The sequence below is a fragment of the Streptomyces sp. NPDC041068 genome, from assembly GCF_040647455.1.
Taxonomy (GTDB): Bacteria; Actinomycetota; Actinomycetes; order Streptomycetales; family Streptomycetaceae; genus Streptomyces.
This window is the reverse complement of the sequence record NZ_JBEZCG010000013.1, coordinates 23,907-50,167: the sequence shown is the minus strand read 5'-3', so window position 1 is coordinate 50,167 and position 26,261 is coordinate 23,907. Positions and strand designations below refer to the sequence as shown.

The window sequence follows — 26,261 nt, the reverse complement described above, 5'->3', positions numbered from 1 at the left end:
AACGGGCGAAGCGAGTGAAAGGGCGTCAGCAGCCGCGGCGACACGCGGAGGAGGCCACCCGCAGCAGGTCGATGTGACCGCGCGTGGTGAGCAGAGCTGAACGCAACATGCCGCCGAACGTAGCCAGATGGCGTACACACGGTCAATGGCGTCTCGGAAGGTGGACGCTCCGTATCGCCGATTGGAAGGGAGGGTGGGGGAGGATGGGCGTATGCCCGATGGATTCACCACCCAAGTCCTGCATGTCGCGACCGGCTCCACCGAAGCCGTCGTCGACCTCACCCACGACTGCGAGGCCTTCCTGCGCGAGGCGGCCGCCGGCCGCGACGGCCTCCTCAACGTCTTCGTGCCGCACGCCACGGCGGGCATCGCGGTCCTGGAGACGGGCGCGGGCAGCGACGACGACCTCCTCGCCGCGCTGCACACCCTGCTTCCCGCGGACGACCGCTGGCAGCACCGCCACGGCAGCCCCGGTCACGGCCGCGACCACGTCCTGCCTGCCCTGGTCCCGCCGCACGCGACACTGCCGGTGGTCGGCGGCAGCCTGGAGCTGGGGACGTGGCAGTCGGTCTGCCTGGTCGACACCAACAAGGACAATCCCCATCGGCAGGTTCGACTGTCGTTCCTCGGGTGAAGCGGCCGCCTCGGCCGCGACGGCAGGGCGTTGGAGAGGGCCCATTCCTCGCGCCGTCGAAGATGACGATCCGTCAAATAGGTCATCTGTCCCGGACTATTGACTGGTTGTCAGGGGCGCGCCATCCTCGACGGGACCTACGCGCGAGTAAGTTGGCGCGTGCCCATCCCGGACAGCGAAGGTAGCCCCGGATGACCCTCCTCCGCAGACGCGGACTCTTTGCCGCTGTCATCACCCTCCTGCTGGCTTTCACCGTCGGCTCCCCGCCGGCCGCGGGCGCTGACACCCCCTGGTGGGAGCCCACGGCGCGGCCCGCCGCCGATTCGCAGATCAACGTCACCGGCGAACCCTTCAACGGCACGGACAGTGAGGGCCGAGTCCGCGGCTTCGTCGACGGCCACAATCACCTGATGTCCAACGAGGGCTTCGGCGGCCGCATCATCTGCGGCAAGGCGTTCTCCACCGAGGGCGTCGCCGACGCCCTCAAGGACTGCCCCGAGCACTACCCCGACGGCTCGCTCGCCCTCTTCGAGAACGTCACCGGCGGTGCGGACGGCCACCACGACCCGGTGGGCTGGCCGACCTTCAAGGACTGGCCGGCCCACAACTCCCTGAGCCACCAGCAGAATTACTACGCATGGCTGGAGCGCGCCTGGCGCGGCGGTCAGCGGATCCTGGTCAACGACCTGGTGACCAACGGCCTGCTGTGCTCGATCTACGTCAGGGACCGCGGCTGCGACGAGATGGACGCCATCCGCCTCGAAGCCCGCAAGACCTACGAGATGCAGGACTACATCGACAAGATCTACGGCGGAAAGGGCAAGGGCTTCTTCCGTATCGTCACCGACTCCAGCCAGGCCCGCCAGGTCGCCGCGGAGGGCAAGCTCGCCGTGGTGCTCGGCGTCGAGACCTCGGAACCCTTCGGCTGCAAGCAGATCCTGGACGTCGCCCAGTGCGGCAAGGACGACATCGACCGCGGTCTGGACGAGCTGTACAAGCTGGGTGTGCGCAGCATGTTCCTGTGCCACAAGTTCGACAACGCGCTCTGCGGGGTGCGCATGGACTCGGGCACCATCGGAACGGCCGTGAACATCGGCCAGTTCCTCTCCACCGGCACCTTCTGGCGTACGGAGAAGTGCAGCGGTCCGCAGCACGACAACCCCTCCGGCAACGCGGCTGCCCCTGCCGAGGTGAGCAAACTGCTCCCCGCCGGCACCAAGGTCCCCACGTACGACAGCGACGCGCAGTGCAACACCCGTGGCCTTACCCGCCTCGGCGAGTACGCGGTCAAGGGGATGATGAAGCGCAACATGATGCTCGAGGTCGACCACATGAGCGTCAAGGCGGCCGACCGAGCCCTGGACATGCTGGAGTCGGCGGACTACCCCGGCGTGCTCTCCAGCCACAGCTGGATGGACGACGGCTGGCTGGAGCGGGTCTACCGTCTCGGCGGCTTCAAGTCCTCGTACATGTCCAGCGCCGACAGCTTCGCCAAGGAGTCCGCAGGGACCAAGCCGCTGCGCGAGAAGTACGGCGTCGGACTCGGTTACGGCACCGACATGAACGGCGTCGGCGGCTGGCCGGGACCGGAAGGACCCGATGCCCCCAACGCGGTCAAGTACCCCTTCCGCAGCGCCGACGGCGGCTCCGTCGTCGACCGGCAGCGCACCGGCGACCGCACCTGGGACTTCAACACCGACGGTGCGGCCCATGTCGGCATGGTGCCCGACTGGATCGAGCAGATGCGGCTCAGCGGCGGCAAGGACACGGTGCGGGACCTGCTCGGCGGTGCGGAGTCCTACCTGCGCACCTGGAAGGCGACCGAACGCCACAAGCCCGCACCCGATCTCGCCGCCGGCGCCCCGGCGGACGCCAGCTCGACGGAGTGGAACCCGTTCACCAGCTACGCCGCGGGGAAGGCGGTGGACGGCGACACCGGTACGCGATGGGCGAGCGGCTGGTCGGACGACCAGTGGCTGCGGCTCGATCTCGGCGGCTCCCGCACGGTCGGCAAGGTCTCCCTCGACTGGGAGAAGGCCTACGCACGGGGCTACCGGATCGAGGTCTCGCAGGACGGGACCACGTGGCGCAGCGTGTGGTCCACGGACGTCGGGAACGGAGGGCTGGACAACGCGGTGTTCAGCCCGGTGCAGGCTCGGTACGTCCGTGTCCACGGCGTGAAGCGCGCGACCAAGTACGGCTACTCGATCAACGAGGCGGCGGTGTACGGCCGCTGAGCTACTCCCGCACCAACGTCAGGATCTGGTCCGCGACGACGTCCAGCACGTCGCCCGCCTTCTCCTCGTCGCCAAGGACGAGGAAGTTGAGGGTGAGCCCGTCGGTCAGCGCGGCCAGATACCTGGCGGCCGCGGGTTCGGGCACGGCCAGCTCCACGCCCAGGACCGAGGGGAGCTGGCGGATCACCTTGGTGTGGGCCGCGACGTAGCGCTCGTACTGCCGCCGGGCGAGATGCTCGTAGCCGGGTTCGCGAAGGGCGTACTGGGTGAGCTCGTACGTCAGCATGTGCTCTCCGGGATTGGCCAGCACATGGTCCCAGTACGCCTGGAGCCCGGCACGGATCGTCTCGCGCAGGGTGGCTCTGCGGACGAGCGTGCTGAGGACGTCCGACTCGGAGTGCTCGGAGATGGTGTCCATCACCGCTTCGAGCAACTCCTGCTTGGAGTCGAAGCAGTAGTGGAAAACGCTCAGCGAGACACCCGCCTCGGCCACGACGGACCGTGTCGTGGTCTTCGCGACGCCGTCGCGGGCCATCACCCGGATCGCAGCCTCGACCAGCTGCCTGCGCCGCTGCGCCGACGGCATCCGCCCCATGGCTCCTCCTCCCCTGACCGGCGCAAGCATACGTCGCGGGGCCACGCCGCGGCGGGCCGCTGTGACGGCCCGTCACTGCGGTGATCGGCAGTCGGGGCACACCCCCCGGTACGTCACCTCGGCCGCCGAGACCGCGAAGCCGAAGCGCTCCGTCGGGGGGAGGGCCGAGAGGGGGTCGCCCGTCGGGTGCACGTCGCGGATCGTGCCGCAGGACGAGCAGACCAGGTGCTGGTGGGGGCGGTGGGCGTTCGGGTCGTAGCGTTTGGCCCGGCCGTCGGTGGCCACCTCGATGACCTCGCCCAGGGAGACGAGCTCGCCGAGCGTGTTGTAGACGGTCGCGCGGGAGATCTCCGGCAGCCGGGCCGTGGCCTGTGCGAGCACCTCGTCCGCGGTGAGGTGGACGTGGTCGCCGTCGAGCACCTCGGCGACCACCCGGCGCTGAGCCGTCATCCGCCAGCCGCGTCCGCGTAGTCGTTGCAGCAGGTCACTCATGCCCACCAGCCTCACTGTGCATCGTCCGACGAATGATTCCGTCCGGGCCTGTCTGTCGTATTGACTTGGATTTCGTCCATCGTAGGATCGGTTCCGGCCGACAGCCAAGGGACAGGGGCAGGACAACAGCAGGGAAACACACGTGAGTTAGGGAAACCTGCTGAATCTCCCTTTCACGCGTGCGTGCGGTCCTCCACCACGACCTGGTGCGCCGGTCGTACGGTGGGCCTTGCTCCGGCTGTTCCACCGTCCTCAGCTCCTGAGCACCGTGATCCGCCCCGTCCGGAAGGATTCCCATGACTGAGAACCACGACGCGATCGTCACCGACCCGAAGCCTGAGGAGACAGGCGGCTGCCCGGTCGCGCACGGACGCGCGCCCCACCCCACCCAGGGCGGCGGAAACCGGCAGTGGTGGCCGGAGCGGCTCAACCTGAAGATCCTCGCCAAGAACCCCGCCGTGGCCAACCCGCTCGGTGAGGAGTTCGACTACGCCGAGGCGTTCAACTCCCTCGACCTGCCGGCCGTGAAACGGGACATCGCCGAGGTCCTCACGACCTCGCAGGACTGGTGGCCCGCCGACTTCGGCAACTACGGCCCGCTGATGATCCGCATGGCCTGGCACTCCGCCGGCACATACCGCATCAGCGACGGCCGCGGCGGCGCCGGCGCCGGGCAGCAGCGCTTCGCGCCGCTCAACAGCTGGCCGGACAACGCGAGCCTGGACAAGGCCCGCCGTCTGCTGTGGCCGGTCAAGAAGAAGTACGGCAAGAACATCTCCTGGGCCGACCTGATGGTCCTCACCGGCAACGTCGCCCTGGAGACCATGGGCTTCAAGACGTTCGGCTTCGCCGGCGGCCGCGAGGACGTGTGGGAGCCCGAGGAGGACGTGTACTGGGGCCCCGAGACCGAGTGGCTCGGCGACGCGCGCTACACGGGCGACCGCGAGCTGGAGAACCCGCTCGGCGCCGTCCAGATGGGCCTGATCTACGTCAACCCCGAGGGCCCCAACGGCAACCCGGACCCGATCGCCGCGGCGCGCGACATCCGTGAGACGTTCCGCCGCATGGCGATGAACGACGAGGAGACCGTCGCGCTGATCGCCGGTGGCCACACCTTCGGCAAGACCCACGGCGCGGGGCCCGCGGACAACGTCGGCGACGACCCCGAGGCCGCCCCGATGGAACAGCTGGGCCTCGGCTGGAAGAGCACGTACAACACGGGTGTCGGCAAGGACGCCATCACGTCCGGCCTCGAGGTCACCTGGACCGAGACGCCGACCCGGTGGAGCAACCTCTTCTTCAAGAACCTCTTCGAGTACGACTACGAACTCGGCAAGAGCCCGGCCGGCGCCCACCAGTGGGTGGCGAAGGACGCCCCGGAGATCATCCCCGACGCCTTCGACTCGTCGAAGAAGCACCGCCCGACGATGCTGACCACGGACCTGTCGCTGCGCTTCGACCCGATCTACGAGCCGATCTCCCGGCGCTTCTACGAGAACCCGGAGGAGTTCGCGGACGCCTTCGCCCGCGCCTGGTACAAGCTGACGCACCGTGACATGGGCCCGGTCGTCCGCTACCTCGGCCCGGAGGTCCCCTCCGAGGAGCTGCTGTGGCAGGACCCGCTGCCGCAGCGCACGGGTGAGGTCATCGACGCCGCGGACATCGCCACCCTCAAGGAGCAGGTCCTCGGCTCCGACCTCACCGTCTCGCAGCTCGTCTCCGCCGCCTGGGCCTCGGCCTCCTCCTTCCGCGGCAGCGACAAGCGCGGCGGTGCCAACGGCGCCCGCATCCGCCTGGAGCCGCAGCGCAGCTGGGAGGTCAACAACCCGGACGAGCTCGCGCAGGTGCTGCGCACGCTCGAAGGCATCCAGGAGTCCTTCAACTCCGCGGGCGGCAAGCAGGTCTCGCTGGCCGACCTGATCGTGCTCGCCGGCAGCGCGGCCGTCGAGCAGGCGGCCAAGGACGGCGGCGTCCAGGTCGAGGTGCCCTTCTCGCCGGGCCGTGTGGACGCCACGCAGGAGCAGACGGACGTGGAGTCGTTCGCCGCGCTCGAGCCGACCGTCGACGGCTTCCGCAACTACGTCGGCAAGGGCAACCGCCTCCCGGCCGAGTACCTCCTGCTCGACAGGGCGAACCTGCTGACCCTGAGCGCGCCCGAGCTGACCGTCCTCGTCGGCGGCCTGCGCGTCCTGGGCGCCAACCACGCCCAGTCCAAGCAGGGCGTCCTCACCGACAGGCCGGGCACGCTGACCAACGACTTCTTCGTCAACCTGCTCGACCTGGGCACGACGTGGAAGTCGACCTCCGAGGCGCAGGACCAGTTCGAGGGCCGCGACGCCTCCGGTGCGGTCAAGTGGACCGGCACCCGCGCCGACCTGGTCTTCGGCTCGAACTCCGAACTGCGCGCCGTCGCCGAGGTGTACGCGAGCGACGACGCGAAGGAGAAGTTCGTGAAGGACTTCGTCGCGGCGTGGGCCAAGGTCATGGACCTGGACCGGTTCGACCTGGTCTGAGTGGTCCGACGGGTCTGAGTGTTCTGGTCGGTCTGTGCGACCTGACCTGACCTGCCCTGCCCGGCCCTGACGTGATGTGACGTCCAGGTCGGCCCGTTCGTTCGGGTCGGCCTGGACGTTCGTCGTTCCGCGGGGTTCACCTCGCGGTGGACGCCGAGCCGATGTCGACCACGCGCGCCCAGGCGTCCGGCGCGTCCGGCGCGTGGTCGGGGTCGTCCTCGTCCCATGAACGGCCCGCCCGCCGGCGCGGGAACAGGCCCACCACCGTGCGGCACGGCGGCCGTGTGTCCGGCCATGGCGTCTGGCCGTCGGTCAGGGCCACGACGACATCGGGTCGGGGCCGGGTGCGCAGCGCCTTGGCGAAGCCCGTCCGAAGATCCGTGCCGCCGCCGCCCACCACGCCGTCGAGCACGGCCTGGCGCAGGTCGCCGCGGTGGGGCAGGTCGGCGGATGCGGGGTCGGCCAGTAGCGCCTCGGGGTCGGGAAGGTCCATCCGGTCCAGGGCGGCGAGGAGTTCCAGGCCGGGACCGTCTCCCACGGTGCCCCGCACCAGCAGGGAGAGCACCTCGCGTGACGACCCGGCGGCGGACGCGAAGGCGGTCAGGCGCAGGGCCATCTCCCAACTGCGCGGAGAGGGCCAGGCACCGCCGCGGCGCGCTTCGTTCGAAGGCAGTTGGTGTACGAGTCTCGGCCGGGCGGCAAGGAGCCCGCACACGGCACGGCGGGCGAGGTCCACCGCTTCCGGCAGCTTCTCCGGGGCGAGTGGGGGCAGGGTCGCGCGGGGCCAGGTCCCGCCGAGGCCGCGTACGACGACGTCGTGGTCGTGGGTCCACTGGAGATGGACGAACCGGTTGGCCAGGGGCGGGCTCAGCTCCCAGCCGTCGGCGGCGGAGGAGCGGGGGTTGGCGGCGGCCACGATCCGGACGCCGGGCGGCAGCCGCAGGGCGCCGATCCGTCGTTCGAGTACGAGACGGAGCAGGGCCGCTTGAACGGCCGGGGGCGCGGTGGAGAGTTCGTCGAGGAACAGCAGTCCGCGCCCGGCCCGCACCAGGCGCACCGCCCAGTCCGGCGGGGCCATCGGGACGCCGTGCTCGGCGGGGTCCTCCCCGACGACGGGCAGTCCCGAGAAGTCGGACGGCTCGTGCACGCTCGCGATCACCGTGGTCAGCGGCAGGTCCAGGGCGGTGGCGAGCTGGTTCAGGGCCGCGGTCTTGCCGATCCCCGGCTCGCCCCACAGCAGGACGGGCAGGTCGGCGGCGACGGCCAGGGTCAGGGCCTCCAGCTGCGTGTCGGTGCGCGGCTCGGTGGCCGTGTCGCGCAGCAGCGTCAACAGGGCGTCGGCCACGTCGAGTTGATTCTGTCCGGTCGTGTCTGCGGGCAGGGTGGCGGACAGGCCGGCGTCGGGGGAGATGGCGTACGCAGGCAGGGGAGCGGCGTGCCGGTCAGGGCGACCAGCAGTTCCTCGCGGCGGATCTCGGCGGGATCGTGGTCCAAGGGGGTCAGCACCCCGTCGACCAGGCCGATGCGGTGCTGAGCTCCCCGGCACTGAACGAGTCGCGGTTGTCCTGCCCCACCAGTCGTCGTCGGCGGCCCCGCCGGTGCGCTGCCGGGCGCCAGTGCCGAGGCGGCCAGTGGATGCAGCTGGTCGACCTCGATGGCACCGGCGCGGAGCAGTTCCAGGTCGGGGAGTGCCCAGGTCGCCGCGGCGGGCAGGACCGGCAGGGTGGAGTCGCGGCCCCGGGGTGCCGCGGTGATGCGCGGTCGCGTGGGTTCATCCGCGACCGGCTCCAGGATCAGCCGGTGTCGGGCGCCGAGCCGCACGGCGACGGGGCCCGCGGGCCGGCCCGCGGCGCGCAGCAGCATGTCGGCTTCGGCCGCCCATCGGTCGACCGCGCAGCGCTGCCATTGCGGCACCGTTCTCAGCGCGTCCGGAGCATCGGTTGGTGAGTCGGAAGCCGCCAACGGATGCCCATGCGCAGGCAGTTGATCCGCCGCCCCGGACGAGCGGGACCTCAGCTCGTCGCTCCTGCGGGCGTCCCACACGTGGCGGTGCAGATCGAGGCGGAACCGCCGACTGGGCCGGGCGTGCGGATGGCGGCGGGCCTCCGCTTCGGCAGGGGAGCCGTCCCACAGCGCGAGGCTGATCCGCTGACCGGCATCCGCCCAGGCGGGCGGTGTCCGGACCGCGAGCTGTACGGCGTGTGCGGTGCCCTGCCCCGCGGCGTCCCGCCCCATGGCCTCGTACGGGGCCAGGGCGATGGTCAGTCCCGGGCGCAGCAGCCCGTCGGGAGCGACCCTGGGCAGGTGCCAGCGCGGCAGGTCGGGCGCCAAGTGGCGTAGATCGGCCCGGAGTCGGGCCATGAGGTCTTGGCCATGGGTACGGGCCACGGCGCGGAGGTGGAGATCGACGTCGACGTGGGCGGCGGCGCACGCCCCCGCCCAGTCGCCGACATGACGGCGGGCGGTCGCGGTCTCGATCATGGTGGGCGGCACGGCGAACTCGCGCACGCGCGGCCAGAAGGAGAGGCGGGAAGTCCCCGGCGCGGTCTGAGTGAGCATCAGCACTCACCTTGCGCGGACGGGACCTCCGTTCTGTCAATGGAGTGAGTCATCATCGCGACGAGCGTAATCTTGCTCGTCCTGAGCGGTCAGGCGCCTTTTCGGCGTGAGTGCGCCGGTCCCGGGCGGCGGCCGGCCGGGCGCGCGAGCCGTTAAGCGACCCTATGAGACCTCATAAGCCCAACTTATGAGGTCATAAATCCGACCCGCCTACTTACTTAGGCTTGCCTTAGCTTAGGCTTCCCTTGAGTCACTCCATCACCGCTCGAAGGGAACCTCACCATGCCTCGCCCTCTGCGGGTGGCCATTGTCGGAGCCGGCCCGGCCGGCATCTATGCCGCCGACGCGCTGCTGAAATCCGCAGTGGCGGACGAGCCCGGTGTGTCGATCGACCTCTTCGAGCGGATGCCGGCGCCGTTCGGCCTGATCCGCTACGGCGTCGCCCCCGACCACCCGCGCATCAAGGGCATCATCACCGCCCTGCACCAGGTGCTCGACAAGCCCCAGATCCGCCTCTTCGGCAACGTCGACTATCCGCGCGACATCAGCCTGGACGACCTCCGTACGTTCTACGACGCGGTGATCTTCTCCACCGGCGCGACGGCCGACCGGGCGCTCGACATACCCGGCATCGACCTCCAGGGCTCGCACGGCGCCGCGGACTTCGTGTCCTGGTACGACGGGCACCCCGACGTGCCGCGGACCTGGCCGCTGGAGGCGGAGAAGGTCGCCGTCCTCGGCGTCGGCAACGTCGCCCTCGACGTGGCCCGCATCCTCGCCAAGACCGCCGACGAGCTCCTTCCGACCGAGATCCCGGCGAACGTGTACGACGGCCTGAAGGCCAACAAGGCCCTCGAGGTCCACGTCTTCGGGCGCCGCGGCCCGGCCCAGGCCAAGTTCAGCCCCATGGAGCTGCGGGAGCTGGACCACTCGCCGAACATCGAGGTCATCGTCGACCCCGAGGACATTGACTACGACGACGGCTCGATCGCGACGCGGCGTGGCAACAAGCAGGCCGACATGGTCGCCAAGACCCTGGAGAACTGGGCCATCCGCGACGTCGGCGACCGGCCGCACAAGCTCTTCCTGCACTTCTTCGAGTCGCCGGTGGAGATCCTCGGCGAGGACGGCGAGGTCGTCGGCCTGCGCACCGAGCGCACCGCCCTCGACGGCACCGGCAACGTCAAGGGCACCGGGGAGTTCAAGGACTGGGACCTCGGGGCGGTCTACCGCGCCGTGGGCTACCTCTCCGACGAACTGCCCAAGCTGCCCTGGGACGTCGCCTCCGGCACGGTCCCCGACGAGGCGGGCCGGGTGATGCAGGAGAGCGGCGAGCACCTGCAGTCGACGTACGTCACCGGCTGGATCCGGCGCGGCCCCGTGGGCCTCATCGGCCACACCAAGGGCGACGCCAACGAGACGGTCGCCAGCCTCCTGGACGACCGCGAGAACGGCCGGCTGCACACTCCGCAGGCGCCCGCCCCGGAGGCCGTGGAGGCGTTCCTCGACGAGCGGAACATCCGTTTCACCACGTGGGACGGCTGGTACCGCCTGGACGCGGCCGAGAAGGCGCTGGGCGAGCCGCAGGGTCGTGAGCGCGTGAAGATCGTCGAGCGTGAGGACATGCTCAGGGCGAGCGGCGCCTGAGGCGCTTCGGCCGGTAGGTGAGTCCGGGGGCTGCCGCGCGGGTGTGAGCCGCGCGGCAGCCCCCGTTTCAGTGCGTCGGCGGCGTGGCGAGATGACGGGTGTCTCCCACGGTCACGACCTGGCGGTTGTGGAAGAAGTCGTCCTCGCGCAGCACGGTGATGCTGCCCGAGGGCGCCCGGAAGCTGACCGAGCCCACCGAGTCGTACGGCATCTTGATCCAGGCCGCCACGACGAACGTCAGCGCGAAGCCGTGCGTGACGACGATCTGGTGTCCTGCGGGGCGGGACAGGATCTCCTCCATCGCCGCGTACACGCGCCGCGCGCACGAGCCGCGGGTCTCGGCGCGCGGCACGCCCTCGTGGTGTCCCATGCGGTCGCCCTCCGCGGGCGGCGGCACGAACCGCCGGTCCAGCCACTCCTGGGGCCTGCCCTCCGCCTCGCCGTAGGACTTCTCCCGCAGCCTGCGGTCGAGGAGCGGAGTCACACCGAACAGCCCGGCGACCTCGTCGGCCGTCCCGCTCGCCCTCTGCAGGTCCGACGAGATCACCTCCACGTCCGCGCCGTCGGGGATCTCGGCGCGCAGGGCCCGCGCGATGGAGGCCGCCGCGCGTCTGCCCGTGGGGGTCAGGTGCGAGTCGTGCCAGCCGCCGACCACCTTCTCGACGTGGTGGGTCGCCTCGGGGTGGGCGACGACGAAAATGCTCCGCATCAGCGCATGCCTTTCTCGTGGTGCTGTTCTTCCGGTCCTCGGTGCTTCTCCTCCGGATGCCTCTTCGATGTCACATCGGAGCGGGCCGAACCGTCCCAGAGGTGTATCCGTACACGACCGCAAGGAGTGCACCATGGAAGCCCGTCTGAATCTTCTCGGCAGCCCGCTCGCGAACAAGTCCCTGAAGCACCTCGTCTCGGCGGGCAAGGCGCTGGGGGAGTCGACGGTGCCGGTCACGACCCAGGAGCTGGTGCGGCTCCGCGCCAGCCAGATCAACGGCTGCGGCTTCTGCACCGACATGCACACCAAGGACGCCGCGCACGCCGGCGAGACCACCCAGCGGCTCCACCTGGTCGCGGCCTGGCGCGAGGCCACCGTGTTCACCGACGCCGAGCGCGCCGCCCTGGAACTCGCGGAGCAGGGCACCCGCATCGCCGACGCGGCCGGCGGCGTCACGGACGAGGCGTGGGCCAATGCCGCCAAGCATTACAACGAGGAGGAGCTCGTCGCCCTGGTGTCGATCATCGCCGTCATCAACGCCTTCAACCGGCTGAACGTCATCGTGCAGCAGCCCGCGGGCGACTACCGGCCCGGCCAGTTGGGGTGACGCGGACTCCCACCGGGCGTCCTTGGCAAGGGAATTGAGGAGTCACGGCGCAAGTACATCAACCGGTTCCGGCCGAAGCCCGGCGCCGCCCCGTCGAACGGCGGGGCGGCGCCGGGCTGCTGTCCGCTTGCGGAAGGCTTCGGCCCAGGGAGCGGAATGCGCCGAATTCACGGCTCCGAACTGGCCTGATTGCCTGCGCACGAAGGCGTGTTGAGCCTCTGCCCACGTAACATGACCAGTCGATCCAGGGGCGCGTGCGGGGCGCGAGGAGCGGGAGTGGGGATCAGGGAGCGGGGGCGGTGCGGGGCAAGGATCCATGGAGATGGGCGTGGACACGGACATGCACTACCGCTTGCTGGGACCGGTCGAGGCGTGGCGCGAGGGCCGACGCCTCACACTCGGCGGACCCAAGCCCCGGGCGCTGCTCGCGGCGCTGCTCCTGGAACCGGGGCGGGTGGTGTCCGCGGAGGCGCTGATCGACGTGATCTGGGGTGACAGGCCGCCGGACACGGCGAGGTCCCTGATCCAGTCGTACGTCTCCGCGCTGCGCAGGGCGCTGTCCGCCGACGTCATCGAGACACAGCCGCCGGGCTATCTGATCCACGCGGACGCCGAGCTCGTCGACCGCGCCGCCTTCGAGCGGCTCACCGCGCGAGGGCGGCAGGCGGCGTCCGCCGGTGACCACGCGGCCGCGGCCCGGCTCCTGAGCGAGGCACTCGCACTGTGGCGCGGCCCCGCGCTCGGCGGTATCGGCGAGACACTGCGGGCCATGGCCGACCAGCTGGAGGAGGCGAGGCAGGCGGCCCTGGAGGAACGGATCGCCGCGGACCTCGCCCAGGTCGGCCGTGAGACGGAGCTGGTCGGCGAGCTCACCGCCCTGGTCGCCACGCACCCCACGCGCGAGCGGCTGCGCGGCCAACTGATGCTCGCCCTCTACCGGTTGGGTCGCCAGGCCGACGCCCTCTCGGTGTACGCGGAGGGGCGCGACGTACTCGCCGAGGAGCTGGGGATCGATCCCGGACCCGGGCTGCGGTCCATGCACGAGGCGATCCTGCGGGCGGACGCGTCGCTGCTGCCCGCCCCGCGCATCGAGGCGGCCGCCGACCCCGCCTCGGCCCGCGGGGGCGAACCCGGCGGTGCCTCCGCCGCCGAAGGGCTCCCCGAGGACGTCGCTCCCGCGGTCACGCTGCCGCCGCCCGCGCCCGCTCTCCTGCCGCCCGCCATCGGTGACTTCACGGGACGGGCCGCGCAGCTGAGCGAGGTGCGGGCCGCGCTCACAGGTCCCGGGCCACGCCAGGCCATGCCCGTCGTCGTGGTGTCCGGGCCCGGCGGCGTCGGCAAGTCCGTCCTCGGCGTCACCGCGGCGCACCGGGCCGCCGACGCCTACCCCGACGGACAGCTCTACGCCGAACTGCGGGGCGCCACCGACCCCGTGGCGCCCGGCGAGGTGCTCGGCCGCCTGCTGCGCGCCCTGGGCGCCAACCCTCCGGAAGGGGACGCCGAACGCAGGGACCTCTTCCGCAGCCTGGTCGCAGGCCGCCGCGTCCTGCTCGTCCTCGACGACGCGGGCAGCGAGGCCCAGGTGCGCCCGCTCCTGCCGGGCAGCGCCACCTGCGGGGTGCTGATCACCGCGCGCGCCCGCCTCGGCGCCCTGCCCTGCACCCACCGCACCGACCTCGACGTGCTCGACACGGAGCCGGGCACCGACCTGCTCGCCCGGGTCGCGGGCGCGCGGCGCGTGCGCGACGAACCCGACTCCGCCCGCCGCATCGTCGAGCTGTGCGGCGGCCTCCCGCTCGCCCTGCGCATCGCGGGCGCGCGCCTTGCGACCCGCAGCCACTGGACGGCCCGCATGCTCGCCGAGCGGCTCGCCGACGAGCACCACCGCCTCGACGAGCTCTCCGTCGGCGACCTGGAGGTGCGGGCGGGCCTCGGTCTGAGCTACCGCGCCCTGGACGAGTCGGCCCGCACCGCCCTGCGCCGCCTGGGCCTGCTGGCCGCGCCCGACGTCGCCTCCTGGGTCGTCGCCGCACTGCTCGACGTGCCGGAGGTCGCCGCGGAGCGCGTCGTGGAGCAGCTCATCGACGCCCAACTGCTGCACTGCACCGGCGTGGACCGCGCGGGGCAGCCCCGCTTCCGGCCGCACGACCTCGTCCGTGTGTACGCCGCCGAGCGCGCCGAGGCGGAGGACTCGCCCGCCGCGCGCTCGGCCGCCATCGGCAGGGCGCTGGGCGCCGGGCTCTGGCTCACCGGCCGCGTCGCCTCCACCACGCCGTCCGGCGCGGTCGAACTGCACCGCGGATTCCTCGACTCCTCGGGCCCGGTCGGCGCGGTGGGCAGCACCATGGGCGCTCTCGTGCGACCCGTCGGACCCGAGGCGACCCGGCGGGCGCTCGCCGACCCGGCCGCCTGGTTCGAGGCCGAGGCCGACGCGTTCGCCGCAGCCGTCGAACGAGCCGCCGCCTACGACCTGCACACCCTGGCCTGCGAGGCGGCGGCCGCCCTGTGCTCGTCCGCGTACGCCGTGGGCAACCGCTTCGAGGCGTGGTGGCGCAGTCATGACGCGGCGCTCGCCGCGGCCCGCCGTGCCGAGGACCGCTCCGGCGAGGCCCTGCTGCTCATCGGTCTCGGCCAACTCCGGTACGAACAGGACAGGTTCGCCGAGTCGCAGGACTACTTCCGGCAGGCCGCCGGGATCTGCGCCGACCTCGGCGACGCGCGCGGCCGGGCCGCCGCCCTCGCCGGGCTCGGCAGTTCCCTGCGGGAGGCGGGCAAGCTGCGCGCCGCGCTCGACGTCCTCGGCCGGGCCGTCGAGGGCTTCCGGAGCCTCGGCGACGACCCGGGCCTCGGGCTCTCCTGTCGCTTCGCGGGCACCGTGCACCTCGAACTGGGCGAGACGGAGGCGGCGTTCCCCCTCCTCGACGAGTCCCTGCGGGCCTACCGCAGACTCGGCAGCCGCCGCGGCGAGGCGCTCACCCTGCGCTCGCTGAGCCTGGTGCACCGCGCACTCGGCGCGTACGAGGAGGCCGAGGAGCTCGCGGGCCGGGCGGTGGTCCTCCTGACCGCCATCGGGGACCCGCTCATGCTGGCGTACGCCGTGCAGGCCCGCGCCAAGTGCCGCATGCGCCTGGGGCGTTCGGCCGAGGCGGAGGTCGAGCTGCGGGGCGTCCTCGACACCTGCCGCGCGCACCGCGACCGCTTCGGCGAGGCGCTCGCCCTGCGCACCCTCGGCGAGTGCGAGCTCGCCCGGGGCCGCGCGGACGCCGCCGTGCGGCGGCTCACCGCGGCGGCCGGCCTCTGGGCGGCCCTGGACCTGCCGCTGGCCCGCGCCCGCACCCTGCGGGACCTCGCCGCGGCTCGGGAGGCCGTGGGCGAGCGCGAAGAGGCGCTCGCGCTGCGCGCCGAGGCGCGGGACGTCTTCGGCGCGTACGAGGCACGGGAGCGGCACGAGCCGGGCGTCTGACCCGAGACGGGCCCACTGTAACCCCACAAAGGGCCCACTCCAACCCCACAACGGAGCCCACTCCAACCTCACTTGAGGCGGATTTGCAGAGAACTTGCAGCGGGGTGCGTCAGGCTCTGGGAGTCGGCGGCGCACTGAGGCCGACAGCAACGGGGGAACCAACGGGGGAAAGGCCACTGTTGCCGCACACGGCCCATACGACCGAGGCAGTCGGCCGTATGGGCCGTACGTCGCGTGGAGCCACTGCAAAGCCGGGGGACTCCGGGGGCGGGCAGCAGCCCGCCCCCGGAGCTGTGTCCGCGACTCCTCACACGAAGACGCCAGCCAAAAGGGGCCCCGACCATGCCGCCGATCATCCTCATGAACGATCCCAGGGTCGTCGACATACCGGTCCACGACTGCGGCGAGGCCCTTGTCGACCTGCGCAACCTGCCGTTCGTGGACGTCGACGACCGCCTCGCCGACCCGGCGGGCGCCTACGCACAACTGCGTGAGGGCGTGGCCTGGCGCCTGGCCCGCGCCGCCCGGCTGCTGCCCGAGGGGCTTCGCCTGCTGATCACCGAGGGGTATCGGCCGCTCGACCTGCAGATCAGGTACTTCCAGGAGTACGCGGCCGAACTCAAGAGGGCCAACCCCGACTGGTCGGACGACCACCTGCACCGTCAGACGAGCCGCTCCCTGTCGCCGCCGGAGGTCGGTCCGCACGTCGCGGGCGCCGCCGTCGACGTCACCCTGTGCACGACCGCGGGCGCCGAACTCGACCTAGGCACCCCGGTGAACGCCAGCCCCGAGGAGAGCGACGGGGCCTGCTACACCGACACCGACCGCATCTCCACCACGGCCCGCCGCAACCGCCGCACCCTCACTGCGGCCCTGGCCACGGCGGGCCTGGTCAACTACCCCACGGAGTGGTGGCACTGGTCCTACGGCGACCGCTACTGGGCCCTGGAGACCCGAGCCCCGATCGCCCACTACGGGCCGGTGGCCTTCGGGGTCTAGGCCGGGGCCCGGCGGCTAGGCCGAGGCGCGGCGGCTAGGCCGAGGCGCGGCCGAGCCCGTCGAGCAGTTCGGCGGCCAGCGGCGCGGCGGAGGACGGGTTCTGGCCGGTGATCAGGTTGCGGTCGACGACCACGTGCGGCGCCCACGGCTCGCCCACCTGGACGTCGACGCCTGCCTCGGTGAGCCGGTCCTGGAGCAGCCACTTCGCCTTGTCGGCGAAGCCCGCCTGGGCCTCCTCGGCGTTGGTGAACGCGGCCACCCGGTAGCCCTTGAACGTGTTGGTGCCGTCGGCGCCCACCGCGGCGAGCAGCGCGGCGGGGGCGTGGCACACCACGCCGAGCGGCCTGCCGGACTCCAGGGCGCGCGTCAGGAGCCTGCCGGAGGCGGCGTCGGCGGAGAGGTCCTCCATGGGGCCGTGGCCGCCGGGGTAGAAGACGGCGGCGTAGTCGTCGAGGTCCACCTCTGTCAGCTTGACGGGATGCTGGAGCTCGGTGAAAGCGGCGAGCGAGGCGGCGACCTGGGTCGCGCCGTCCTGGCCGCCGTTGAACTCCGGGGTGAGGGAGGCGGGGTCGACCGTGGGCACGACGCCGCCCGGGGTGGCGACGACGACCTCGTGGCCCGCGGCCTTGAACGTCTCGTACGGGGCGACGGCCTCCTCGGCCCAGAAGCCCGTGGGGTGCGGGGTGCCGTCGGCCAGCGTCCAGTGGTCGACGCCGGTCACAACGAAAAGGATCTTCGACATGGGTGCTCTCCGAGGGTGAGAATCTGACACATCGGGATCGCACGCAGCGGGCTCGAACCGCCAGTGCGGCGATGTGCTCGAAGGTAGTGGACGACGGTGACAGAGGGGGATCGTGGTGCGCGGCGAACGGGGCGGTTCGACGGTCCCCGTCGTGCTGTGTACGCTCCGGCACCTGCTGTCCCTCGACGCCGAGCACGGCGCGCGGGCCGCGGTGGCCGCCCTGCCCGAAGCGGTGCGCCGGGTGCCCGAACTGGCGGCCGAGCCCGCGAGTCCGGTTGCCCGCGACCGTGAACTGCTCGCGGCCCTGGCCGAGTTGTGCGAGGTCATCGGCTGGATCCTCTTCGACGCGGGGCTCCACCGCCGCGCGCACCGGGCGAACGCGCGCGCCCTGGCCCTGGCCGACCTCTGCGGCGACCGCTGGACGGCCCGGCTCGTCCTCCTGAACCACAGCATGCTCCAGGCCCACACCGGCTGCCCCCGGGCCGCCCTGGAGACGGCGTCACGCGTGCGGGGACCGCGCCCGCTCCCGGCCAGGGTCGACGCGCTCGTCCTGATCCGCCGCGCCCACGCGATCGCGATGCTGGACGGGGGCCGTGAGCCGGAGGACCTCATCTCCCGTGCCCACGGCCGCTTCCTGGACGGCATGTCGCCGGACGACCCCGCCTGGGCCTGGTGGATCGACGAGACGGAGCTGATCGGCCACCAGGGCTGGGTGCTCGCCCGGCTGCGCCGCTGGGACCGCGCGCTGCCGCTGCTGCACCGTGCGGCCACCACGCCCGGCGGCCCCTCCTACCGCGACCTGTTCTCCGCGGAGCTGCTCGCGGCCTTCGCCGGGGCCGGGGCCTGGCGCGACGCCGAGGACCTCATCGTGGACCTCGCGCCCCGCGTCCCCGGCATCGGATCGGCCCGTACGACGGAGTCGCTGGGCAGTACGGCGACGGCCCTGCTGCGTGCTCGCGCGGACGTCCCCGCCCCGCTGCGCGACGCGGCCGCCCACCTCCTGGACGTGCTCAGCGGCCGGGAGCGCCGGCCCGCAGTCCGTCCATGACGAGGTCCATGAGGCGCCCGGCCCGCGCCTGCCAGTCGCTGTGCGGATCGATCTGCCAGAGTCCGGCGATGGCGAGCAGGAAGTCGTCGGGGGTCACTCCGGGCCGGATGGTGCCCGCGTCCTCGTTGGCCTTCAGGAGTACTCCGACGGCTTCGGTGAGGGGGCCGTGCCCCACCCCGGCCAGGCTGCCGAGCGTGCTGGTGGCGCTGCGGATCGCGTCGGCAAGACCGGCCTTGGCCATCGCGTACCGGACGAGGCGGTCCATCCACTCCCGCAGGGCCTGGTCGGGCTCCCGGGTGCGCAGCAACTGGCAGGCGGCGCCGCAGACCTGCTGGACCTCGAAGCGGTAGACCTCGAGGACCAGCGCCTCGCGGTTGGGAAAGTTGCGGTAGAACGTGCCCTGGCCGACGCCCGCCTTCTTCGCGATCGCGCTGAGCGGCGCGTCGCTCGACTTCGTCAGCTCCTCCAGGGCGACTTGGAGGATGCGCTCGCGGTTGCGCTGTGCGTCCGAGCGCAGCGGTGAGCCCTTGTGCTGTCCCACTGACTCTCCCTCCGCCTCTCCCTCCGCGCATCGCGGCTCGATAGCTCCTTGCTAAGCGGACAGCTGTCCGCTAAGTTCTCAAGCTAACGGACAGATGTCCGTTTAACTGGGTTCACCATAGCGGCTGACCAGCCGCGGGGAACCGCCCGCGGCCGAAGCGGAGCCGCGGTCCCTCCTCGGAACAGCGCCATATCCTCCCGAACTCCCCGCCGGGACCGCCTCGTTCGACGCGATTCGCGAAAGAAGGCTGCTCATGGCTCCATCGACGTCCAGTGCCGTCACCCTGAACATCAACGGCGAGAAGCACACACTGTCCGTCGACCACCGCACCACCCTGCTCGACGCACTGCGCGAGCGGCTCGATCTGACCGGCACCAAGAAGGGCTGCGACCAGGGCCAGTGCGGTGCCTGCACGGTGCTGATCGACGGCCGCCGCGCCGTCTCCTGCCTGCAGCTCGCGGTCGCGGCCGAAGGGCGCGTGATCACCACCATCGAGGGCGTCGCGGACGGCGACCGGCTGCACCCCGTGCAGCAGGCGTTCCTCGACCTCGACGGCTTCCAGTGCGGCTACTGCACACCGGGGCAGATCTGTTCCGCCCTCGGCGTGCTCGAGGAACACGCGGCGGGCTGGCCGAGCGCCGCCACCACCGACGTACGGCCTGAGGCGGGCGTGCCCGAGCTCACCGCGGAGGAGATCCGCGAGCGGATGAGCGGCAACCTCTGCCGCTGCGGCGCGTACGTGTCGATCGTGCAGGCCGTCGAGAAGGCGGCCCGCGCCGAGGAGGGGGCGGCATGAGGGACTTCGACTACCGACGGGCGTACGACGTGCCCGGCGCGCTCGCCGTGCTCGGCGCCGACCCCGACGCCCGCTACCTCGGCGGCGGCACCAACCTCGTCGACCTGATGAAGACCGGCGTCGAGCGGCCCGCGCTCCTCGTCGACGTACGCGAACTGCCCCTGGACCGGATCGAAGCCACCGAGGACGGCGGACTGCGCATCGGCGCCACCGTCACCAACAGCGACCTCGCCGCCCACCCCGAAGTGCGCCGCCGCTACCCGGCGTTGGCGCAGGCCGTCCTCGCCGGCGCGTCCGGCCAGCTGCGCAACATGGCGACCGTCGGCGGAAACCTCCTCCAGCGCACCCGCTGCGGCTACTTCACCGACCTGAGCAAGCCGTGCAACAAGCGCGAACCCGGCAGCGGCTGCCCCGCCCTGGAGGGCGAGCACCACAACCACGCCATCCTCGGCGCCACCGAGCACTGCGTGGCCGTGCACCCCTCGGACATGGGCGTGGCCCTCGCCGCCTTCGACGCCGTCGTCCACTACGAATCGGCGGACGGGCCGGGGGAGTTGCCGCTCTCCGCGTTCTATCTGCCCGTGGGGGACACCCCGCACCTGGAGACGGCGCTGCCCTCCGGCGCGCTGATCACCGCCATCACCCTGCCGCCCGCCCCGGTCGCCGCCGTCTCCCGCTACCGCAAGGTGCGCGAGCGCGCCTCGTACGCGTTCGCGATCGGCTCGATCGCCGCCGCTCTCGATGTACGGGACGGTGTCGTACGTGAGGTGCGCATCGCCTTCGGCGCCGTCGCGTCACGGCCGTGGCGCGCGCACGCGGCCGAGCGGGCGCTGACGGGCGGCCCGGCGAGCGCCGAGGCCTTCGCCGCCGCGGCCGACGCCGAACTGGCGGCAGCCCGCGCCCTGCCCGACAACGGCTACAAGGTGACGCTCACGCGCAACCTCGTCGTGGCCGTGCTCACCGAACTCGCCGAGGAGGCCGCCCGATGACCACAACCGCCGCAACCGCCGCGGTGACGGGCGCCGTCGGTGCCGCGCACACGCGCGTCGAGGGCCGCGACAAGGTCACCGGCGCGGCACGGTACGCGGGCGAGCTGCCCTTCGCCGACCTCGCCCACGGCTGGCTCGTGCTGTCCACGATCGCCCGCGGCCGCGTCCGCTCGGTCGACACGGAGCCCGTCCTCGCGATGCCCGGCGTCCTGACGGTCCTTCACCACGGCAATGCCCCGCGCGTCGACGGCAGTTACGAGAGCATGCTGGGACGGCCGGACCCGATCATCGAGGTCTTCCAGCACGACCGCGTGCCCTTCGTGGGCTGGCCGGTGGCGCTGGTCGTCGCCGAGACGTCCGAGCAGGCCAGGGAGGCCGCCGAGGCACTGGCGGTCACCTACGAAAGGGAGCCGCACGACGTCGAGTTCTACGTCGAACGCCCCGGTACGTACACGCCGGACACCGAGGGCATGCGTATGGAGAAGGGCGACCTGGAAGCCGAACTCGCCGCGTCCGCCCATGTCGTGGACGCGCAGTACAGCACGCCCGAAGAGCACCACATCCCGATGGAGCCGCACGCGGCGACTGCCCGCTGGGAAGGCGGCCGCCTCGAAGTGGTCGACTCCAACCAGGGCAGCACCTGGATCGCGGACGACCTGTCGAAGCTGTTCTCCCTCGACCCGGCCTCGGTCCGGGTGGTGTCCGAGCACGTCGGCGGCGCCTTCGGGTCCAAGGGCCTGCGGGTCCACCAGGTCGCCGCCGTGATGGCGGCGACGGCTCTCGACCGGCCCGTCCGCGTCGTGCTGACCCGCCGTCAGATGTTCTCGCTCGTCGGCTACCGCAGCCCCACCACCCAGCGCGTCCGGCTCGGCGCCGAGCCGGACGGGCGGCTGCGGGCCTTCGACCACCAGGCGCAGAGCCTGTCGTCGACCGTCCATGAATTCGTGGAGGGCAGCGCCGGATACGCGCGCGCGATGTACGCCGCCGACGCGCACCACACCGTCAACCGTCTCGTACGCCTCGACGTGCCGACGCCGACCTGGGTGCGGGCACCGGGCGAGGCGCCGGGGTCGTTCGCCGTGGAGTCCGCCCTCGACGAACTCGCGGAGAAGTGCGGCGTCGACCCCGTCGCGCTGCGGGTCCGCAACGAACCCGAGGTGGGCCCCGTCTCCGGGCTGCCGTTCAGCAGCCGCAACCTCCTCGCGTGCTTCGAGGAGGGCGCCCGCAGGTTCGGCTGGGCGGACCGGGACCCGCGGCCCGGCGTGCGCCGCGAAGGGCGGTGGCTGCTCGGCACCGGCACGGCGTCGGCCACCTTCCCCGTGCTCGTCGGCGCCAGCACGGCGGCCGTCACGGCGGAGGCCGACGACACCTTCACCGTGCGCATCACCGCGGCGGACGTCGGCACCGGTGCGCGGACCGCGCTGACGCTGATCGCCGCGGACGCCCTCGACGTGCCCACGGACCGCGTCCATGTCCGCATCGCCGACAGCGACTTCGGGCCCGCGATGATCGCGGGCGGCTCCATGGGCACCCGGTCCTGGGGCTGGGCCATCACGCTGGCCGCGCGCGAGCTGCGGGAGAAGCTGGTTCCCGGCGGGCACATTCCGCCGGAGGGCATCACGGTGCGGTCCGACACGACTGCGGCCATCAGCGCGCTCACGCAGAAGGAACGGCACTCCTTCGGCGCGCAGTTCGCCGAGGTCGCCGTGGACGTCGCCACCGGCGAGGTGCGGGTGCGGCGCATGCTCGGCATCTTCGCCGCGGGGCGGATCATCAACCCGCTGACCGCGCGCAGCCAGCTCACCGGCGGCATGATCTGGGGTCTGTCCATGGCGCTGCACGAGGAGGCGATCAGGGACCGGACGTCGGGCTCGCTCGTGGGCCCCGACCTGGCGGGCTACCACGTCGCCGCGCACGCCGACGTGCCGCACATCGAGGTGGACTGGGTGGCCGATCCGGACGTGGACGACCCGGTCGGCATCAAGGGCATCGGGGAGATCGGCATCGTGGGCGCGGCGGCGGCCGTCGCCAACGCGGTCTGGCACGCGACGGGCGTCCGGCACCGGGCCCTGCCGATCCGGCCGGACCGGGTGCTGCGGGCCGACGTGCCCGGCGACGGCGTGGCCGGGGACGGATCCCGTGCTTGACATCGCCGACGACCTGAACCGATGGGTCCAGGAGGGCCGGGACTTCGCCGTCGCCACCGTCGTCTCCGTCGGCGGGAGCGCGCCGCGCGGTCCGGGCGCCGCGCTCGCCGTCGACGGCGAGGGCAATGCCATCGGCTCCGTCTCCGGTGGCTGCGTGGAAGGCGCGGTCTACGACCTGTGCGTCCAGGCACTCCAGGACGGCACGTCCGCGGTCGAGAGCTTCGGCTACAGCGACGAGGACGCCTTCGCGGTCGGCCTGACCTGCGGGGGCGTCATCGAGGTCCTTGTCACGCCGGTGGCCGTGGACGCTCCGGACAGGGCGGTGTTCGCCGCCGCCCTGTCGGCCGCGGTGCGTGGCGAGGCGGCCGCCCTGGCCCGCGTGTTCAAGGGCCCGGCCGAACTGCTCGGCAGGCCCCTCCTGGTGGGCCCGGACGGTCTCGACTCGGGCGGCCTCGGCGGGCACCCTGACCTCGATCGCACGGCGGTGGGGGAGAGCCGTGCCCTGCTGGCGGCGGGGCGCACCGCCGAGTTCGTCGTCTCGGAGAGCGGGTCGCGGTGCGGGAGCGCGGTGACGGTCCTTGTCGAGTCGAGCGTGCCGCCGCCCCGCATGATCGTGTTCGGGGCCGTGGACTTCGCGGCGGCGCTGGTCCGCGCGGGCAAGTTCCTCGGCTACCACGTCACGGTGTGCGACGCCCGCCCCGTCTTCGCCACCAGGGCCCGCTTCCCGGAGGCGGACGACATCGTGATCGAGTGGCCGCACCGCTATCTCCAGGGCACCGCCACGGACGCCCGCACCGTCCTGTGCGTGCTGACCCACGACGCCAAGTTCGACGTACCGCTGCTGGCGACGGCGCTGCGGCTGCCGGTCGCGTTCGTCGGCGCGATGGGCTCCCGCCGCACCCACGACGACCGCAACCGCAGGTTGCGCGACGTGGGCGTGACGGAAGCCGAACTGGCCCGCCTCCACTCCCCGATCGGCCTCGACCTGGGCGCGAGAACACCGGAGGAAACGGCCCTGTCGATCGCGGCGGAAATCATCGCGTCACGCCAGGGCGGCACGGGCTTGCCGCTGCGGGGATCGAGGACGCCGATCCATCATGACGCGTCGGGCGGGTCGGCGTCGGAGTGGGAGAGCGTGATGGCTTGAGGGGGCGGGAAGTGGTTTCCCGTAGCGAGGAGTCGGCCGGACTGCCGACGTCCGTAGGCATCCGGCGCGGGTTCGCCGCACGGCGTGATGGCGAGCTGGTTCACCGTGAGGCGCGGTTCGCGCGGGCTTGTTGAGCGCAGGCCCTCCGGTGCGGCGTCGGTGCGGTCGCGAGGCGGGACCCGTGGCCGGGAGGGCTGTGAACCACTGGGGGATGCGGCGCGGGGAGCTTGCGACGTGATCGCAGGCGCCCGGTTCACCACGGGCCACAGCCTTGCGGCGCCCGTCACCACAACCCCTCCGGGGGCTCGTCCGCATGAGCCAGTGTGATCGCCTGGTCCGTCGTGAGGTCCTTTCCCTCCGCCAGGAGGCGGGCGCACGGTGCGTCGCCCAGGGCCTTCCGCAGGCGTTGTTCGTGGAGGGAGCGGAAGCTCGTCGAGGCCGCGTCGCCCAGTTCCGGGAGGCCCGCGTCTGACCACAATCTGCCGCTCACCCCCAGGAGTTGTGCCGCTCGGTCGGGTCTGCCCAGGGCCGCCTCGACCGCGCTGAGGAGGTCCACGGCCGCGGCCGTGCCGAGGCGGTCGTGGACGCGCCACTTCGCGGACAGCGCGCTGCGGGCGTGGTAGGCCGCAGAGGTCGCGTTCCCCTGGCCGAGCCGGGCGAGCGCGAGGTAGTAGTCGCCCCACGCCCGCATCCACAGCTCCCCGCACTTGTCGCACTCGGCGCGCAGCTTCCCCGCGACGGTCGCCACCCGCTCGAACGCGCCCTGCGCCGCCAGGAGATAGGCCTGCACGGCCAGCGCGGTGAGCCGGAAGAACATGGCGCCCCCGCCGCCCGTGGGGGCCTGCCCCGAAGGGGCATGCAGTATCGCGGAGCGCGCGGACTCCCCGCGTACGGCCAGACTCGCGCCGTTCAGCGGCAGATGGAGGGCGGCGTCGGGCAGTCCGCGCGCCGCCGCGAGGCGGGTGTAGGCCGTGGCGACCTGCTCGGCCGCGTCCAGGTCGTCGGGGTCCAGGGTGATCAGCCGCTGGGCCCACAGCGCGAGCACCCGCTCGGGGCCCGTGCCGTCGTCATGCCGCAGGGCACGCTCGAGATAGGTGCGGCCCTCCTCCGCGTATCCGCAGGCGAACCAGAAGAACCAGAGCGTGCCGGCCAGTTCGAGGGCGCACGCGGGCTCCGGATCGGCGAGGCACTCCTCCAGGGCGAGCCGCAGATTGGCGTGCTCCGCGCACATCCGCTCCGCCCACGCCCGCTGTGCCGAGCCGAGCCACTCGGCCTCGCCGCGCCGGGCCAGCCACCGGTAGTAGTCGCGGTGGCGGCGCCGGACCGCCCCGCTCTCACCGAGCCCGTCGAGCCACTGCGCTCCGAACGCCCGCAGCGTGTCCAGCATCCGAAAGCGCATGCCCGCGCCGTCGGGCTCCTGGATCACGATGGACTTCTCGGTGAGCCAGGAGAGCAGTTCGAGGACGCGCTCGGTCTCCAACGGCCCGCCGTGGCAGACGAATTCGGCGGCCTCCAGGTCCCAGCCGCCCGCGAAAACGGACAGCCTGGCCCACAGCAGCCGCTCCAGCGGCGTGCACAGCTCATGGCTCCAGCCGATCGCGGTGCGCAGGGTCCGGTGCCGCGCGATCCGCGGCGCGGTACGTGCGGTGAGCAGGTCGAAGCGCGAGTCGAGGCCCTCCAGTAAACGGTCGAGGGGCATGCCGCGCAGCCGCACGGCCGCCAGCTCGAGGGCGAGCGGGATCCCGTCGAGCCGCGCGCAGATCGCGTCGATCTGCGGGCGGTTGGCGTCGGTGACCCGGAAGGAGGGCACCGCGGCCGTCGCCCGCACGGTGAACAGCGCGACGGCGCTCCCGTCCTCCCCGGCCCCCGGGCCGACCGGCAGCGGATCGAGGGCGAGGACGTGCTCGCCCGGCACGGCGAGCGGCTGTCTGCTGGTCGTCAGGACCCGCAACCGCGGTACGCGGGCGAGGAGTTCGGAGACCAGCTGGGCGCACGGCACCAGGATGTGCTCGCAGGTGTCCAGGACCAGCAGCACCGGCTCACCGCTCAACCGGTCGGCGAGGGCGTCCAGAAGGGGGCGCACGGTCTGTCCCGGGCGCCGCAGCGCGTCCATGACCGCGTGCGGCAGCAACGACGCGTCGGTCAGCGGGGAGAGCTCGACCAGCCAGGTGCCGCCGGGGAACCGGTGCAGCGCCTCATGGGCGGCGCGCAGCGCGAGGCGGGACTTGCCCACCCCGCCGGGCCCCGTCAGGGTCACAAGCCGCGAGGCGTCCAACAACCGCGCGATGCGTTCGAGTTCAGCACCCCGTCCGATGAAGGCGTTCGCCTCCGTGGGCAGATTTCCGCTCCGGCCGTTGTCCTTGCGCACTGAAGCCGCCATGCCCCCTCGACCTGCC

The 26,261-nt window shown here is 72.3% G+C and carries 21 protein-coding genes; 12 read left to right on the top strand and 9 right to left on the bottom strand.

Annotated features, from left to right (window positions below; translation table 11 throughout):
- Positions 1-25: 25 nt before the first annotated feature.
- A complete protein-coding gene (locus tag AB0B50_RS28465) occupies positions 26-109 on the bottom strand; it encodes a putative leader peptide (RefSeq protein WP_355809829.1) in 84 nt (27 codons plus the stop codon).
- Between the two features lie 102 nt (positions 110-211).
- On the opposite strand from AB0B50_RS28465, the gene AB0B50_RS28460 reads away from it, so the two are divergent.
- Together AB0B50_RS28460 and AB0B50_RS28455 are read left to right on the top strand one after the other, a co-directional pair.
- Positions 212-634: a secondary thiamine-phosphate synthase enzyme YjbQ gene (locus tag AB0B50_RS28460; RefSeq protein ID WP_362337938.1), complete on the top strand. Its 423-nt coding sequence runs from the start codon at positions 212-214 to the stop codon at positions 632-634.
- Positions 635-825: 191 nt separating this feature from the next.
- Complete coding sequence (locus AB0B50_RS28455; RefSeq protein WP_362337935.1) at positions 826-2,871, top strand: discoidin domain-containing protein; 2,046 nt, start codon at positions 826-828, stop codon at positions 2,869-2,871.
- Between the two features lies 1 nt (position 2,872).
- Here AB0B50_RS28455 and AB0B50_RS28450 read toward each other — a convergent pair whose 3' ends face one another.
- Positions 2,873-3,466, bottom strand: a complete 594-nt coding sequence (locus tag AB0B50_RS28450; RefSeq protein WP_362337932.1) for a TetR family transcriptional regulator — start codon at positions 3,464-3,466, stop codon at positions 2,873-2,875.
- Positions 3,467-3,538: 72 nt separating this feature from the next.
- Positions 3,539-3,958, bottom strand: a complete 420-nt coding sequence (locus tag AB0B50_RS28445; protein WP_362337929.1) for a Fur family transcriptional regulator — start codon at positions 3,956-3,958, stop codon at positions 3,539-3,541.
- 296 nt (positions 3,959-4,254) lie between these two features.
- On the opposite strand from AB0B50_RS28445, the gene katG reads away from it, so the two are divergent.
- Entirely contained in the window at positions 4,255-6,471 is a 2,217-nt protein-coding gene (gene katG / locus AB0B50_RS28440; protein ID WP_362337926.1) for a catalase/peroxidase HPI, read from the top strand.
- 136 nt (positions 6,472-6,607) lie between these two features.
- On the opposite strand, the gene AB0B50_RS28435 is transcribed toward katG, so the two are convergent.
- Both AB0B50_RS28435 and AB0B50_RS28430 read right to left on the bottom strand, forming a co-directional pair.
- Complete coding sequence (locus AB0B50_RS28435) at positions 6,608-7,882, bottom strand: MoxR family ATPase (RefSeq protein ID WP_362338574.1); 1,275 nt, start codon at positions 7,880-7,882, stop codon at positions 6,608-6,610.
- Positions 7,798-9,030 carry a hypothetical protein gene (locus AB0B50_RS28430; protein WP_362337923.1) on the bottom strand — a complete coding sequence of 411 codons (1,233 nt, stop codon included), beginning with the start codon at positions 9,028-9,030 and terminating at the stop codon, positions 7,798-7,800. Before AB0B50_RS28430 ends, AB0B50_RS28435 begins: the two co-directional genes overlap by 85 nt.
- Before the next feature lie 282 nt (positions 9,031-9,312).
- On the opposite strand from AB0B50_RS28430, the gene AB0B50_RS28425 reads away from it, so the two are divergent.
- Positions 9,313-10,677 (top strand): FAD-dependent oxidoreductase, encoded by a 1,365-nt coding sequence (locus AB0B50_RS28425; RefSeq protein ID WP_362337920.1) that lies wholly within the window; start codon positions 9,313-9,315, stop codon positions 10,675-10,677.
- A gap of 67 nt (positions 10,678-10,744) precedes the next feature.
- On the opposite strand, the gene AB0B50_RS28420 is transcribed toward AB0B50_RS28425, so the two are convergent.
- On the bottom strand, positions 10,745-11,386 hold the full coding sequence (locus tag AB0B50_RS28420) for a histidine phosphatase family protein (RefSeq protein ID WP_362337917.1): 642 nt from the start codon (positions 11,384-11,386) through the stop codon (positions 10,745-10,747).
- 133 nt (positions 11,387-11,519) lie between these two features.
- Here AB0B50_RS28420 and AB0B50_RS28415 point away from each other — a divergent pair, with 133 nt between their 5' ends.
- The 3 genes from AB0B50_RS28415 to AB0B50_RS28405 all read left to right on the top strand — a co-directional run bounded on the left by AB0B50_RS28415 (position 11,520) and on the right by AB0B50_RS28405 (position 16,455).
- A complete protein-coding gene (locus AB0B50_RS28415) occupies positions 11,520-11,993 on the top strand; it encodes a carboxymuconolactone decarboxylase family protein (RefSeq protein ID WP_362337914.1) in 474 nt (157 codons plus the stop codon).
- 322 nt (positions 11,994-12,315) lie between these two features.
- On the top strand, positions 12,316-15,456 hold the full coding sequence (locus tag AB0B50_RS28410) for a BTAD domain-containing putative transcriptional regulator (RefSeq protein WP_362337911.1): 3,141 nt from the start codon (positions 12,316-12,318) through the stop codon (positions 15,454-15,456).
- A gap of 342 nt (positions 15,457-15,798) precedes the next feature.
- Complete coding sequence (locus AB0B50_RS28405) at positions 15,799-16,455, top strand: M15 family metallopeptidase (RefSeq protein ID WP_362337908.1); 657 nt, start codon at positions 15,799-15,801, stop codon at positions 16,453-16,455.
- 34 nt (positions 16,456-16,489) lie between these two features.
- Here the strand turns inward: AB0B50_RS28405 and AB0B50_RS28400 are convergent, their stop codons facing one another.
- Positions 16,490-17,197, bottom strand: a complete 708-nt coding sequence (locus AB0B50_RS28400) for a type 1 glutamine amidotransferase domain-containing protein (RefSeq protein ID WP_362337905.1) — start codon at positions 17,195-17,197, stop codon at positions 16,490-16,492.
- A 151-nt stretch (positions 17,198-17,348) separates the two neighbouring features.
- On the opposite strand from AB0B50_RS28400, the gene AB0B50_RS28395 reads away from it, so the two are divergent.
- Positions 17,349-18,245 carry a DNA-binding protein gene (locus AB0B50_RS28395; protein WP_362337902.1) on the top strand — a complete coding sequence of 299 codons (897 nt, stop codon included), beginning with the start codon at positions 17,349-17,351 and terminating at the stop codon, positions 18,243-18,245.
- Here AB0B50_RS28395 and AB0B50_RS28390 read toward each other — a convergent pair.
- Positions 18,208-18,786, bottom strand: coding sequence for a TetR/AcrR family transcriptional regulator (locus AB0B50_RS28390; protein WP_362337900.1), 579 nt, complete (start codon positions 18,784-18,786; stop codon positions 18,208-18,210). The genes AB0B50_RS28395 and AB0B50_RS28390 overlap by 38 nt on opposite strands.
- A gap of 253 nt (positions 18,787-19,039) precedes the next feature.
- On the opposite strand from AB0B50_RS28390, the gene AB0B50_RS28385 reads away from it, so the two are divergent.
- From AB0B50_RS28385 to AB0B50_RS28370, 4 genes are read left to right on the top strand one after another with little or no spacing between them, the layout of a single operon-like run.
- Entirely contained in the window at positions 19,040-19,582 is a 543-nt protein-coding gene (locus AB0B50_RS28385) for a 2Fe-2S iron-sulfur cluster-binding protein (protein ID WP_362337897.1), read from the top strand.
- On the top strand, positions 19,579-20,571 hold the full coding sequence (locus AB0B50_RS28380; protein WP_362337894.1) for a xanthine dehydrogenase family protein subunit M: 993 nt from the start codon (positions 19,579-19,581) through the stop codon (positions 20,569-20,571). Before AB0B50_RS28385 ends, AB0B50_RS28380 begins: the two co-directional genes overlap by 4 nt.
- On the top strand, positions 20,568-22,718 hold the full coding sequence (locus AB0B50_RS28375; protein ID WP_362337891.1) for a xanthine dehydrogenase family protein molybdopterin-binding subunit: 2,151 nt from the start codon (positions 20,568-20,570) through the stop codon (positions 22,716-22,718). Before AB0B50_RS28380 ends, AB0B50_RS28375 begins: the two co-directional genes overlap by 4 nt.
- Positions 22,711-23,865, top strand: a complete 1,155-nt coding sequence (locus AB0B50_RS28370) for an XdhC/CoxI family protein (RefSeq protein WP_362337888.1) — start codon at positions 22,711-22,713, stop codon at positions 23,863-23,865. The genes AB0B50_RS28375 and AB0B50_RS28370 overlap by 8 nt, the downstream gene beginning before the upstream one ends.
- A gap of 283 nt (positions 23,866-24,148) precedes the next feature.
- Here the strand turns inward: AB0B50_RS28370 and AB0B50_RS28365 are convergent, their stop codons facing one another.
- The gene (locus AB0B50_RS28365; protein WP_362337886.1) at positions 24,149-26,245 is read right to left on the bottom strand and encodes a hypothetical protein; all 2,097 of its coding nucleotides are present in this window, start codon (positions 26,243-26,245) and stop codon (positions 24,149-24,151) included.
- Positions 26,246-26,261 lie beyond the last annotated feature (16 nt).